Below are 12,651 nucleotides of genomic sequence, written 5' to 3' on the forward strand. Positions count from 1 at the left end.
AGATGCGAATACGAAAGCCCCCCGCATGGCACTCTCAGGCCAGTCTTGGACAGCTGCATGCTGTCATCTTTGACAGCAGGTGGCGAGTAAGGATCAAGAGCAGTTCAGTTGTTGACCCAATGCCGGCCCGATACTGGTATCTGCTGCGGCCGACGGATGTCAGTCTTGCCGACGCGCAGCCGATGGCTGGTTGAACATCACTGCAAAAGGCATGCAGGGACAGCATTCCATGGATATTTTCCGAACCCCTGTCCTTGTTCGGTCGTGCCGAATGGCCTACACGGTCAGGACTGCTTTTCCAGCCACGGCAGGATGGTGTCCGTGTGCCTGTCGGCCAATCCTCCCTCGGTCCGGAGAATGAAACTGGCCGCGATGCCATTTCGTTGTGCAAACTCGAACCCTTCGTCCGGCCCCATTACCATCAAGGCCGTCGAAAGCGCATCCGCGGTCATTGCTTGGCGATCGACAACGGTGACAGAGGCCAGAGTATGCGCGACTGGCCGCGCGGTGCGGGGATCAATGACGTGGCTGTAGTTTCGTTCCGCCACCGTGAAGAAGTCGCGATAGTCCCCAGATGTCGCTACCGCCTGATCCTGCAACTGAAGCACACGGTGAACCTTTCTTTCCGCCGGCTCGGGGCGTTCGATCCCGACACGCCACCCGGACTTGTCAGGCTTCTGCCCCTTGGCCCGCAGCTCGCCACCTATGTCGATGAGATAGCCGGGAACTTCCAGCGCATCCAGCATGGTCGCAAGCCGGTCCACCGCAAACCCCTTGGCAATACCGTTGAGGTCGATGGCAAGATCGGCGGTAGTCTTCCAGCAGCTGCCGTCCTTCAAGTGCAGCCCATCCATGCCGACGACACCCACCGTTTTCGAGACCTGGCGTGCACTGGGTACCTTGTGTGATCCACCAAGGGGGCCAAAACCCCAAAGGTTCACCAAGGGGCCGATCGTCGGATCGAAGGCGCCTTCGGTAAGGTCACGGATACGTCGTGCTTCTTCGACGACCTTGCAGGTGAGGTCCGAGAATGCCACCGGCGAGTTGGGCGCCGCGTCGTTGAACAATGAAACCTCGGAGTTCGCTTTGTAGGTGGACATAAGCCGGTCGACTTCGGCCAAGGTTCCAAGCACGTTCAGTTGAAGACCGTCGTCGAAGCCGAGGCCTTGGGGAAACACGATCCGGTAGTACGTGCCCATCACTCTGCCGGACAAGCTGTCCAACCCGGCTTCCTTGGCCCAAGCCGGGTAGGCGGAGCCGAGAGTCACGCCGTAAAGAACCCCGGCGGTTCCTGCTAGAAACGTCCGTCTGCTCATCATGTTATGTGCTCCGCTTTGGTGTGGTCGAACTGGGCCAATTCTAATGCTCAAGCTTCACCGGCTGAATGTCGGCTGCCACGCCGAGGCCTAGGCTGAACGGGAACGAGACATGGTGAAAGCGCGTCGTCACGTTGTCGTCATGCACTGCGAAACTGATCGTATAGGCGTTTCCGTCGCGCAGGATCTTGTCGTCCTGCGGGTGGCCGGTATCCAACGGGCGCGTCCAGGTCACGGTCCATTCTCCGTCTTTCCAAACGCCTTCCGAGCGGGCGTTGTCGGCGGCTGAACCGGTGGCGTCTTCGCGGCTGAGCAGCCGGCCCGGCAAGACATCGTCTGTCATCCAACCATGGCTTGCGTCATAGGGTTTGGCGTTTTCTTCCCGAATGATCGCAAAGGGTTTCGACAGGTCGCCCACGCTGTCCGTCGTCAGCGACAGAAGACCCGTCACCCCCTCATCGAACATGTAGATGGGGGTCATTGTCGACCGGTCGACATTCCAGCTGAACGGGCCTTTTCCTTCATCAAACAACCGGTATTCCAGAACATACCCGTCGTCTGACATGCCGACCGCATTGCTTCGCGCACCACGCCACTGCATCAGATCCAGAAAACCGCCGTCATTCTTGATTTGGGCGATTTCATCCGCCGACTTGGTCTGGTCCCAGCTCGAACCGTCATCGGTGCGGCTGGAGGGCAGGTACTTCCTTACGTCCCCGACATTCAGAACCGCGCCAAGCAGGTCATGACCGCGCACCTGTTCCGCTGTTGGGCGTTCCGGCATGTCGCGCTGGCCAAGATGACAGGTCAGCCAGCAACCCTGCTCCTGGTAGAGCGGCACCGTTCCGTCATCGATGATCATCGCGATCCGGTCTTCGTAGAGCGGTGGGGTGTCGCCGTTGCGCACCCGGTCGCTGGAACGCGGTCCGCCATAGAATTCCCACGCCTCGCCGTTGAAGCGCATGTAGTCATGCATCTGCCCGGGGCGATCCGCGTTGGTTTTCCACTGAAAACGCCAATACAGGTTTTCGGCGTCATAGGCGGCCTGAACGGCAAGGTCGATCACCCCGTTCTTGCCGTCGATGGGGTTCGGCTCGAGCCGTCCGCCGCCAACGATGCCGTCGCCAAGTGTCGCCTCGGCGTCTGTGTGGCAAGCCGAGCAGGGCTGCCCCTGCGCCACCATGAGGGCACCGACGCCGTGTTCTTCGCTGCGAAGCCATTGCGAGCTTGAAACCCCGGGATAGAACAGCTTAATCGTCGTGGTGGGTATGTTCGACCAATCGTCCGGCGGGGCGGCAGATATCGACGCCGGCACGGCAAGGCTCCCTGCCGCCAAGACGGCTGATCCGATAATTCCTGTAACTCTACTCATGAAACATCTCCCTGACACGTTCTGCCGACGCACCCGATCGGGCGGGTCGCTTGTTGGGTGATGGCCGCAAACGGTTCGCCGCCATCAGCGCAGATCACTTTGACGCCAGCCATTCCGCGACCGCCGACAGATCCGCGTCGCTTCCAGTCCAGGCAAGCGGATGAGGCGGCCCTGCGCGCAGATAGGCCTCGATGTTGGCCGCATCGCGGCGGCCGCCGATGCCATCGATCTCTAGCCCCATCATCGTCGCTGTGATGTCCTCGCTGCTGACGGAATGACACTGGCTGCAGTTTGCGTCGATAAAGGCCTGCTTTCCGTCAACCGATGGCATGGCGTCATTGCTCGTGGTTTCCGCCGCGGCCACGCGGGTCAGCCGGTCCTGAACCCTGCGGTCGGCGGCATGGGCGATTGCCGGCGGCAGCGAGCCGACAATGTCGTCGCCACGGATCGGGGCAGGGGCGTCCGGCAGGGTCGGGTTGATCGTCGGGACCAGCTCGATACCGTGCCGGGCCGCGACTTCGACCAACAGCGCCTGACCATCCTGGGCCATGTCGACAGCTTGATCGAGGACGCGCAGGGCTTCTCCGGGGCTGTGTGCACCTGTCGAATTGGACGCACCGATCCAGTCCCAACGCATGCTGGCGCGCCGGTGATAGTCGAGCACCAGTGACAGTTCTTCGCTGATTGCGCCTTCGCGCTCGGCTGCGTCCGCAATCTGCGAGAAGGGTTCCAGTCCGGCGAGGGTTTCGCGAACCGTCGCGACGTCTTCGATCAGGGCAAGCACCGCCTTTTCAGCCGTCAGATAGGCCGCGATCACGTCCACCTGAATGTCATAGACCCGCTGATACATCTCGTCGGCGGTCATGCTGTTGTGGCAGCTCAGGCAGTTTTCGATCTTCTTCAGCGGTGAACCCATCGTGTGATCGGTCACCTGTCGCCCGTTCCACTCGGTTTTCGGCATGTGGCAGTCGACGCATCCGATCATGCTGGAATGAACCCCGCTCGACACCACTTCGAATTCCGGGTGCTGCATCTTGAGCATCGGGGCCTTGGTTACCGCGTGGGTCCAGTCCTGCGCAAACACGCCGGATTCGCGCGCGGTGTCATAGTATTCCTCGACCATCTCGAAGCGCAGGGGCTGATCCTTTGGCCACTCGGTCCAGGGATAGGTCAGGATCGCGTCCTGACCCTGAAAGTAATATTCGACGTGGCATTGCGCGCACACATAGTCGCGCATCTCCCGCGGCGAACCTTTGAGCCCGCTCGCCGGGTCTTCTTCGTAGCCGCGCATCACCATGGCGTCGATGAATGCCTGCCTGTTCACGCGCAGACTCATGTCAGACGGGTTGTGGCAATCGTTGCAGGAACTGCCCAGTTGAGCGCCCTCGACACCATGCCCGTATTCACCGCGAAGTTTTTCGATCGTATCCCAATAGGGTGTGCGGTTGAACTCGGCCCAACCCATCTCTTCGGTGAGTATGGGGGACCAGCCGCTGTGGCAGTTCATGCATGCGCCGGGCTGGCCGTTGAAGGAGGGAAGACCATGAGCATTGAGATATTCCTTGTCGTTGCGCTTGGTCTCCATCTGGTCGATCTGCGTATAGTAGTGACCGCGATCTTCGTTGAAATCGACGGCAAAGGCATAGCCTGCCCAAAGAGCCTGCTTGCCCGGATAGCGGATCAGCTTGCTGTACGGGTAGTTGCCGCCAAAGGGGGTTGGATTGTCCATCTCTTTGGTGGTCATGTACATTTCAACGTAGTCCGGCCATTCCTCGGCCCAGGCTTCAATCCGGGGATCGTCCCCATCGGGTGAGGCAAAAACAATCGCCGCGGAAAGCGCCGAGGCAATGCCGGCTGCGGCGATCAAATCTGGTCTCGGCGTCTTCCAATCCATCAAATCTCCTCCCTTTGAACTGCAAAACTGCATTCAGTGGCTTTCTTCCACGGCTTCCGTACACCCGGCATTTGCGCGGATATCCGACGCTTGATCACAGATCATGCGGGTCGTGGCATGTTGCGCATTGCAGCGTTTCGATCTGTATCCCGTTGTTTTCGAAGTCTTCGTGCTTCGAATTTGTCAGCCCGTGACAACTTGCACAAAGGGCTCTTTGCCCTGCCAGCTCTGCCAACGGGTTCTCGGTCGCGTGAACCTCGTGACAGGTCGAGCAGGTCATGCCGCTGACATCATGAGAGCTGCCCAACCAACCTATGCCCAGGCGCCCCCCGGACGTGTTGGCGTGGCAACCCAGGCAGGTGTCGAACTGGCCCTCCTTGGGCCGCCCGGCATAGCTGAAATCGTTGAGAGGCGGGAACCCGACACCCCCCCGGGCACTTGAAACATGAAAGCTGCCCGGGCCGTGGCAGGACTCGCACCCCTGTTGACCATAGGGCGCATGGGGATTGTCCGCGTCCCCGTGCGGTGTCTCGGCCATAAGCGTCATCTCCGGGCCGCCGTGACAGGTCAGGCATGCCTCCGGCCCGCCGTCGGTGTGTTTTGCCTCCGGCAGGTTCCGAAGGCTTTGAGCCTGTGTTCCGTCCAGCCAGACACCCACCGAAAGGATGCTGACCACCGCAAACATCACGGCCGCCATCGGGCTTCGGACCGAGTTGAATTTCGAGATTTTGCGCCAGAATTTCATGCGTCACCCATCAACTCGACCACTGCCAGCGATCCGTCAATGCGGCGATGATGTCCCGCCGGCTGATCACGCCGACCAGATCGCCACCGGCAACGACCGGATAAAGCCGGTGCGGAAGGTGAAGCAGGCTGCGGGTGGCGCTGATCAGGCCTTCGTCCGGGCCCACGGTCTTGACATCGCTTGCCATAAAATCGCCGACGAGCCCCGCAAGTTCTGAATGGTAGGTGGCCTGCAGAACGCCCCTTATGCAGTCCCGGTCGCTGAGGATGCCGGTAAGCGCGCCCCTGTCGTCGACTACTGGCGCATTGGATATGTCGTGCGCGTGCATTAGGTGCAGAGCTCGCAAAATCTCTGTGTCCGGTTTGACCGAGATGACGGTCCGGGTCATGTAGTCGCGCACACGCATGATCAGCCCCTTTCCTCGTCGGTTCCTGAAGCCGACGCCGACTTGTTCGGACAATCCTTGCGGCAACGCTGGCACCCGCCGGGGGTGCAGCCGGTTGGCAGCTCACCGTTTCGAAGCACCTGGATGCCAACCAAGATCAGCATGCTGATGAAGAACAGGATGAATGTGGCCAGCAGGACTTCCATTCGATTACCCTCCGAAATCGTCCAGCATGATGTTCTCGGCGTCCACGCCTTGCGAGTCGAGCATGTCGATCACCGCTTCGTTCATGACCGGCGGGCCGCACATGTAGTACTCGCAGTCCTCGGGCTCGGGATGCTTAGACAGATACTCCTGATAGAGCACTTCGTGGACGAACCCCGTCAGCCCGGTCCAGTTGTCCTCGGGCAGCGGTTCGGACAGCACAAGATGCCACGAGAAGTTGTCATGTTCGCGGGCCAACTTGTCGAACATTTCGACGTAGAACGCCTCGCGCAGGCTGCGCGCGCCGTACCAGAAACTGATCTTCCGCTTTGTCTTCAGCGTGCGCAACTGGTGCAGAATGTGGGACCGCATCGGCGCCATGCCCGCCCCACCACCGATGAAGACCATCTCGGCGTCCGTCTCTTTTGCAAAGAACTCGCCATAGGGGCCGGATACGACAACCTTGTCCCCGGGCTTGCAGCCGAAGATGTAGGACGAGACGATTCCCGGTGGCGCGTCCGGCGCCTGTGGCGGCGGTGTCGCGATGCGGACGTTCAGGATGATGATGTCGTCTTCGGCAGGGTAGTTCGCCATCGAATAGGCGCGCAGCGTCGACTCGGTCACATTCGATTTCAGGTCGAGAAGCTTGTATTTTTCCCAGTCTTCCCTGTATTCGCCCGGAATATCGATCTGCCTGAAATCAAGGGAGTAGGGAGATGTTTCGATCTGGACGTAACCGCCGGCCCGGAAGTCGATCTTCTCACCTTTGGGCAGTTCAAGGACGAACTCCTTGATGAAGGTCGCCAGGTTCTCGTTCGAGCGAACCGTGCAGGTCCAGCGGTTCACCCCAAAGACGTCGTCGGGCACCTCGATCTTCATGTCGTTGTCGACGCTGACCTGACAGGCGAGGCGCAAACCGGTTGCAGCCTCCTTCTTGTTGATGAAGGACTTTTCGGTTGCCAGCAATTCGCCGCCGCCCTCGAGCACCCGCACCTTGCATTGGCCACACGTGCCGCCGCCGCCGCATGCAGACGCGAGAAACAGGTTGCTGTCGCCCAGGGCGACCAACAGCTTGCCCCCCGGATCCATCTTGATGTCACGGCTGTCGTTGATGTTCACCGTAATCTGGCCCTGGGGAACAAGGCGCGACCGGGCAAGGAGCACAAGGACCCCGAGGCTCGACACGATGACCATGAACAGCAGGACGGAGACGATGATTTCGGTGCCGGCCATCTTACAACTCAATCCCTGAAATGCCCAGGAACGCCAGCGACATGATCCCAACGGTGATGAAGGTCAGCCCCAATCCTTCAAGACCTTCGGGCGCTTCGCTATAGCGCATCTTCTCGCGCAGCCCGGCAAGCGCGACGATCGCGATCGCCCAGCCTGTTCCGACGCCGAACCCGTAGACCGTGCTTTCGACGAACGTGTAGTCGCGCTGCACCATGAACAGCGATGCCCCCAGGATCGCGCAGTTGACCGTCAGCAGTGGCAGGAAAATCCCCAGTGACGCATAAAGGGGCGGCGCGAACTTCTTCAGGACCATCTCGAGGATCTGGACCATGGCCGCGATGACGCTTATGTAGCTGATCAGTCCCAGATAGCTCATGTCCAGCTCGGGCAGCCCTGCCCAAGACAGCGCACCGGGTTTCAGGAACAGGCTGTAGATGAGGTTGTTGAGGGGGACGCTGATCGTCTCGACCACGACAACGGCGATCCCGAGACCGATGGTCGTGCGCACTTCCTTGGATACCGCCAGAAAAGTGCACATGCCTAAGAAGAACGAAAGCGCAAGGTTCTCGATCAGAACCGCACGAAGAAAGATGTCGAAGAGGTTGGTCATGATACGTGCCTCCTCGCGTGTTCGGGAAGCTGCTCGGGCCGGACCTTGGTTTCGTCGAACTCCGGGGCTTCCCTTTGCTCGCGTTTCCACGTCCGCAATCCCCAGATCAGGAAGCCGATGATGAAGAAGGCGCTTGGCGGCAACAGCATGAGCTGGTTGGGGACGAACAGGCCGCCATCTGCAGCCACCGGCCAGATCGTGACCCCAAGCAGTGTGCCGGCACCGAACAGCTCGCGGATGGTGCCCACGACGACCAGCACGGCGGTGTAGCCCAATCCGTTGCCGATGCCGTCAAGCACGCTCATGCCGACAGAGTTCTTGGCGGCAAAGGCTTCGGCGCGGCCAAGGACAATGCAGTTGGTGACGATGAGGCCGATGAAGACCGAAAGCGTTCGGGCCGCATCCGGCGCGTAGGCCTTCAATACCTGATCCACCACGACGACCCCGGTGGCGATGACGGTCATCTGAATGATGATCCTCAGGTTGCTTGGGATGAAGTGGCGCAGCGCCGAGATCACACCGTTCGAGAAGGTGCAAACCGCCGTCAGCGACACCCCCATGATCAGAGACGTGTAGAGCGAGTTGGTGATCGCAAGGGCCGAGCAGACACCGAGAACCTGAAGCAGAACCGGATTGTTTTCAAAGACCGGGTCCAAGAGTGTCGACCGAACCGTCATTCTCTGATCTCCCACATCGAACGCTTCATCGTTTTGGCGCGCCCACGCCGATTTGTTTCAGAAATGGCCCGTACCCGTGCGGGCCAAACCAGTAATCGGCCAAATTCGTCACGCCGGTCCCGGTTATCGTGGCACCGGTCAAGCCGTCGACTTCGTAGGCTGCTGCCGCAGAAGACGGGCTGACGACGCCACCGGCCACACGGAACCGTACCTCGCCGTTCGGGCCGTACATCTTCCGGCCCTGCCATTGGTCCTGCCAGTCCGGGTCCTCGATCTGGTCACCCAGCCCGGCGGTCTCCGCCTGTTCGTAGAAGCTGACTGCTGCAATGGTGTTCAGGTCATCTTCCAAGGCGATGAAGCCATAAATGGTGGACCACATCCCCTGACCGCTGATCGGGAAGATGATCCGGCTCAGGGTTTGATCCTGCCAGACGAGATAGACCACCTCGTGGTTGGGGCGGCGTCCCAACCGTGCGGTGTCTGCTTCGGCCGGAATGGCAGTGCTGCGGTCGGGATCGTTCACGGCGGACCGCGCATCGATGTCACCGGGCTCCAAATCCGAAGCGAACTCGCCCGTATCCAAGTCCACCACCCGCGCGTCAAGTTGTGCAACCACCTCGAGGATCGTGTCGTCATCTGCGCCGGGCGCCACGAGCCCGGTCAGCGACACAACGTTCCTGTACCTCTGCACGGCCTCGTTGCGTTCCTGAATGGGGCGCAACGTGATCGTCGAAACGCTGACGAGGATCGAACAGACCAGCGCGACGCCGACCAGGACCAAAAGGGATCGCAACGCATCGCGGTTCATGGTTCCCGCTCCAGCCGGGCCTGGCGCCGCTTGATGTTGCGCTCGACAACAAAGTGATCACACAGAGGGGCGAAAGTGCTCGCAAGCAGGATGGCGAAAATGACCCCCTCGAAGTAGGCGGGGTTGGTCAGGCGGACAATGATGGTCACGACGCCCATCAGGAAACCAAAGGCCCACCGCCCCGGACGTGTCGTGGCCGCGGCGGTCGGGTCCGTGGCAAGGAACACCGTACCAAAAGCCCAACCGCCCAGAACCACGTGCCAATACCACGGCGTCTGCAATGCGGCCTGATCTGCGGGCGCGATCAAGGCGATAAGGACAACCGAAATGATCAGCCCGGCCAGCGATCCGGCCATGATCCGCCACGAGGCCGAGCCGGTTGCAAGGAGGTACACGGCACCAAGCAGGCACCCCAGAACGGAGGTAACGCCGAACGGTCCGGGCTGGTTGCCCACGAACAACAGCCACCAGCTGTAGTCGACCGCGGTCAGGGCAGGCACGCCGCCTTCGAGGATGGCCAGTTCGAGGGTCGTCGGTTCCTGGTAGCCCGGAAGCGGAATCCAGACATCTGGCCCGTGCAGGACGCTGGAGTAGGAAAAAAACAGGATGCAAACCCCAAGGATCACCGGGCTGACAAGATACCGCCCGGTTCCGCCGAAAACCGCCTTCCCGACGATCATTGCGGCGGTCATCCCGTAGACGACCTGAAAGAATGTGACCGTTGGAGGCAAAATCAGGGCAAATATCCAGGCGATGCAGAGGACGCCTTCGTCCAGCGGGCGCCCGCGGCGGGCTGCGAACACGATCTCCCAGAACGCGCCGACGATCAGGGCGGTCAGGAATACAGGAAGGAAATAGAGGAACCCGTGAAGCCAGTTCGACACCAGGCTCTCGGGGTCGATCGACAGGCCGATCCCTTCGATCAGTGCTGCCCGCCACCCCGGCAAGTTGTCGATGCCGGCTATGTGCATTCCCACGGCGATTTGTTCACCGAGATTCCACATTCCGATCAGCCAGCAGGGCAGCGTGGCTATTATGAAGCGGTTTAGCAGTCGGTCGATACTGTTGGCATCCCGCACATGCGGTGCCGAAACCGTAGGGATCGTCCAACGCCACACCAACCGAAGGCGCAGCTCGTCGATCAGGTCGACCGTTTCCCGACTTGACCCGGCCCGTGCGTTGCCGCCTGTGTTTGATTTCGGTTCCGCCATCCCGATCAACCGTCCCTTTCGATCGCTTCGAGGTTGTGGCGCAGCACCGCGGCATAGTCGTTCTTGCCCGGGCAGATGAAGGAGCACAGAGCCAGGTCTTCTTCGTCCATCTCCAAGGCGCCCAAAGACTGCGCCTGGTCAGTATCCCGGATGAGCAGGGCCTTCAGAAGCGGCGCGACCAGCACATCCATGGGGATCACTCTTTCAAACGCGTCGATGGGCACCATGGCTGTTGCGCGGCCATTCTGGTCGGTGGTGAACCGAGGGGTGGAAAGGAACCCGGACAGGAAATTCCCGAACGAGAACCGGTTCTTGCTCGGTTCCGCCCACGGCCGCCAGCGACTGGGGCGCATCTGCGGAACAGCCGAAACCTGCAGGTGGTATCTTCCAAGGTAGGCTTCGGCGCCGCGTGCGTGGCGGCCGCTCAGAACGCAACCGGAAACGAGCCGGGCCGCATCGTTGCCCGGGTCTTCGGGGGCCAACTCTGCTGCCGTCAGCTCGATGACGTCCGCGCCAAGCCGGGTGCGCACCAAACGGGGCCTGCTGAAGCCGGTTCCGCCAAGCGCGACCACGCGTTCGGTCCAGATCACGCCCTCGCCAATCAGCTTTCCGATCGCGATGACATCCTGGTATCCGATGTGCCAGACCTCGGGTTCGGGGCCGACCGGGTCCAGACTGTGAATGTGGGTTCCCGGCAGTCCGGAAGGGTGCGGCCCGTCGAACACGACATGCCGAACTGACGCCGCGGTCCCGGTCGGACCGGACCATCCGGGACCGGTGCAAAGATAGACGTTTCCCGAGGCGAGTTTGGCAAGCTGGTCGAGCCCCAACGCGAAAGCACCAGCGTGTTCGGCAACCACGACCTGTGGGTCTGCGGACAGCGGGCGCGTATCGCAGGCGGTCACGAAGATCGACCGGGGCACCGCGTCGGACGCGGGAATGCGGCTGAACGGGCGGGTGCGGAACGCAACCCAAAGACCTGTCTTCAGCAACCGCGCCCGCAGCGTGTCGGGCGATGCATCGCTTCCGGTTTCATTGCGGGTGTCGGCGCCCGGGTCGCCGGCCCCGTCGACCGCGATGACGAAGGATTTGAGGGCGCGCCTTTCACCACGGTGGATGTTGGTAACGACACCGCTCGCCGGTGCGGTGAACTGGATCGACGGGTCTCTCTTCTGCTGGAAAAGCGGTTGGCCCAACACGACCCGATCTCCTTCCGAGACCAGCTTTTTCGGCTCCAAACCGTTGTAATCCGCCCCGAGAATGGCAACCGAGTGAACTTCTGGCCCATCTTCGATCAACTGCAGAGGCGCCCCGCCGATCGGCAAATCCAGGCCCTTCGTGCTTTTCACGTGATGTGGCAGCGTTCTTCTCCCCGCGCCCGATACTCAAGCCGGGCTGCAAAACTGACAATGCAGCGGGTAGTCACGCCGCGATACATCAAGGCTGTTCTTCAGTTCAATTAACTGGCTCCGGTCTTCTGCCGGAGTTCCTGAAAAGCGTATTTTTGGTGACGATACCGGTCAATGTGCGGGCGAGCCGATTTGGCTCGGGTGTTTGTCCAGCAGGAAAGAACGTTAAGGATGGGGTCCGAAAACGACGACTAGCAGGTTGGCCGGCTATGGCCGCCGTCCCTGAATCGGGCTCTTGCTCACTCAACATGACAAGTCCAGGCCGCCCGTTTCCTAGATGGTGCGAGAGTGCCCACAGGTCGCCGAGCGGATCTCGTCGCAGGGGGCAGGCATCGGTCCCGGAGGATGCAGTACATGATCTACCAGTTGATACTTGGTTCCTTCATCACCCTTGCATCGCTGATCTGTGGTGTCCTGGTTTGGTGGGCGATGGACAGGCTGATAGCGGCGATGGAGCCATGGCTGAGGCGCCCGACCTTTCCTGCCAAGCCATTGCTTGCCATCATGTTGATCATTCTTTCGGCCATGACGATGGTCACGTTGGGCGTATGGCTCTGGGCCTTCGTATTCACTTGGGCGGACGTGTTTGGAACGCTTGAAGAGGCCTTTTACTATTCGTTGATTGCATACACGACGCTTGGACTGGGCGATGTGCTTGTCCCGACTGAATACCGACTGTTAGGCGGGATGACGGGTGCAAACGGCTTCCTGATGTTCGGGCTGATGACCGCGGCTTTGACCGTCTCCTTGCGATACGTTAGGGACCTCGAACTCTGACGGCCGTTTC

At 60.7% G+C, this 12,651-nt stretch carries 13 protein-coding genes; 1 reads left to right on the plus strand and 12 read right to left on the minus strand.

Annotation, left to right across the window (positions count from 1 at the left end; genetic code table 11):
• Positions 1–284: 284 nt before the first annotated feature.
• The 12 genes from AC2FMM_RS03230 to AC2FMM_RS03285 form a co-directional block, all read right to left on the minus strand.
• Complete coding sequence (locus AC2FMM_RS03230; RefSeq protein ID WP_170404250.1) at positions 285–1,316, minus strand: FAD:protein FMN transferase; 1,032 nt, start codon at positions 1,314–1,316, stop codon at positions 285–287.
• Between the two features lie 43 nt (positions 1,317–1,359).
• Complete coding sequence (locus AC2FMM_RS03235; RefSeq protein ID WP_170340479.1) at positions 1,360–2,688, minus strand: ethylbenzene dehydrogenase-related protein; 1,329 nt, start codon at positions 2,686–2,688, stop codon at positions 1,360–1,362.
• Between the two features lie 94 nt (positions 2,689–2,782).
• A complete protein-coding gene (locus AC2FMM_RS03240; protein ID WP_496795781.1) occupies positions 2,783–4,582 on the minus strand; it encodes an ammonia-forming cytochrome c nitrite reductase subunit c552 in 1,800 nt (599 codons plus the stop codon).
• A 94-nt stretch (positions 4,583–4,676) separates the two neighbouring features.
• Complete coding sequence (locus AC2FMM_RS03245) at positions 4,677–5,327, minus strand: cytochrome c3 family protein (protein WP_170340483.1); 651 nt, start codon at positions 5,325–5,327, stop codon at positions 4,677–4,679.
• A gap of 10 nt (positions 5,328–5,337) precedes the next feature.
• Positions 5,338–5,733 carry a CBS domain-containing protein gene (locus AC2FMM_RS03250; RefSeq protein WP_170340485.1) on the minus strand — a complete coding sequence of 132 codons (396 nt, stop codon included), beginning with the start codon at positions 5,731–5,733 and terminating at the stop codon, positions 5,338–5,340.
• Positions 5,734–5,735: 2 nt separating this feature from the next.
• Positions 5,736–5,918 carry a hypothetical protein gene (locus AC2FMM_RS03255; RefSeq protein WP_170340486.1) on the minus strand — a complete coding sequence of 61 codons (183 nt, stop codon included), beginning with the start codon at positions 5,916–5,918 and terminating at the stop codon, positions 5,736–5,738.
• A gap of 4 nt (positions 5,919–5,922) precedes the next feature.
• Entirely contained in the window at positions 5,923–7,149 is a 1,227-nt protein-coding gene (nqrF, locus tag AC2FMM_RS03260) for an NADH:ubiquinone reductase (Na(+)-transporting) subunit F (RefSeq protein ID WP_170340487.1), read from the minus strand.
• 1 nt (position 7,150) lies between these two features.
• Positions 7,151–7,759, minus strand: coding sequence for an NADH:ubiquinone reductase (Na(+)-transporting) subunit E (nqrE, locus tag AC2FMM_RS03265; RefSeq protein WP_170340489.1), 609 nt, complete (start codon positions 7,757–7,759; stop codon positions 7,151–7,153).
• Positions 7,756–8,436 carry an NADH:ubiquinone reductase (Na(+)-transporting) subunit D gene (locus tag AC2FMM_RS03270; RefSeq protein ID WP_170340491.1) on the minus strand — a complete coding sequence of 227 codons (681 nt, stop codon included), beginning with the start codon at positions 8,434–8,436 and terminating at the stop codon, positions 7,756–7,758. Before AC2FMM_RS03270 ends, nqrE begins: the two co-directional genes overlap by 4 nt.
• Before the next feature lie 25 nt (positions 8,437–8,461).
• Positions 8,462–9,244 carry a Na(+)-translocating NADH-quinone reductase subunit C gene (locus AC2FMM_RS03275; protein ID WP_170340493.1) on the minus strand — a complete coding sequence of 261 codons (783 nt, stop codon included), beginning with the start codon at positions 9,242–9,244 and terminating at the stop codon, positions 8,462–8,464.
• The gene (locus AC2FMM_RS03280) at positions 9,241–10,455 is read right to left on the minus strand and encodes an RnfABCDGE type electron transport complex subunit D (protein WP_170340495.1); all 1,215 of its coding nucleotides are present in this window, start codon (positions 10,453–10,455) and stop codon (positions 9,241–9,243) included. The genes AC2FMM_RS03275 and AC2FMM_RS03280 overlap by 4 nt, the downstream gene beginning before the upstream one ends.
• Before the next feature lie 5 nt (positions 10,456–10,460).
• Positions 10,461–11,804 carry a Na(+)-translocating NADH-quinone reductase subunit A gene (locus AC2FMM_RS03285; RefSeq protein ID WP_170404241.1) on the minus strand — a complete coding sequence of 448 codons (1,344 nt, stop codon included), beginning with the start codon at positions 11,802–11,804 and terminating at the stop codon, positions 10,461–10,463.
• Positions 11,805–12,218: 414 nt separating this feature from the next.
• On the opposite strand from AC2FMM_RS03285, the gene AC2FMM_RS03290 reads away from it, so the two are divergent.
• Positions 12,219–12,641, plus strand: a complete 423-nt coding sequence (locus AC2FMM_RS03290) for an ion channel (RefSeq protein WP_496795782.1) — start codon at positions 12,219–12,221, stop codon at positions 12,639–12,641.
• The last annotated feature ends 10 nt before the right edge of the window (positions 12,642–12,651 follow it).

The sequence above is a fragment of the Ruegeria sp. BHSC043 genome (assembly GCF_059612985.1).

Coding starts and splice junctions, on each gene's coding strand:
- nqrF (WP_170340487.1), bottom strand. CDS start 7,149: ATGGCCGGCACCGAAATCATCGTCTCCGTCCTGCTGTTCATGGTCATC.
- AC2FMM_RS03250 (WP_170340485.1), bottom strand. CDS start 5,733: ATGCGTGTGCGCGACTACATGACCCGGACCGTCATCTCGGTCAAACCG.
- nqrE (WP_170340489.1), bottom strand. CDS start 7,759: ATGACCAACCTCTTCGACATCTTTCTTCGTGCGGTTCTGATCGAGAAC.
- AC2FMM_RS03235 (WP_170340479.1), bottom strand. CDS start 2,688: ATGAGTAGAGTTACAGGAATTATCGGATCAGCCGTCTTGGCGGCAGGG.
- AC2FMM_RS03240 (WP_496795781.1), bottom strand. CDS start 4,582: ATGGATTGGAAGACGCCGAGACCAGATTTGATCGCCGCAGCCGGCATT.
- AC2FMM_RS03245 (WP_170340483.1), bottom strand. CDS start 5,327: ATGAAATTCTGGCGCAAAATCTCGAAATTCAACTCGGTCCGAAGCCCG.
- AC2FMM_RS03280 (WP_170340495.1), bottom strand. CDS start 10,455: ATGGCGGAACCGAAATCAAACACAGGCGGCAACGCACGGGCCGGGTCA.
- AC2FMM_RS03230 (WP_170404250.1), bottom strand. CDS start 1,316: ATGAGCAGACGGACGTTTCTAGCAGGAACCGCCGGGGTTCTTTACGGC.
- AC2FMM_RS03255 (WP_170340486.1), bottom strand. CDS start 5,918: ATGGAAGTCCTGCTGGCCACATTCATCCTGTTCTTCATCAGCATGCTG.
- AC2FMM_RS03290 (WP_496795782.1), top strand. CDS start 12,219: ATGATCTACCAGTTGATACTTGGTTCCTTCATCACCCTTGCATCGCTG.
- AC2FMM_RS03275 (WP_170340493.1), bottom strand. CDS start 9,244: ATGAACCGCGATGCGTTGCGATCCCTTTTGGTCCTGGTCGGCGTCGCG.
- AC2FMM_RS03270 (WP_170340491.1), bottom strand. CDS start 8,436: ATGACGGTTCGGTCGACACTCTTGGACCCGGTCTTTGAAAACAATCCG.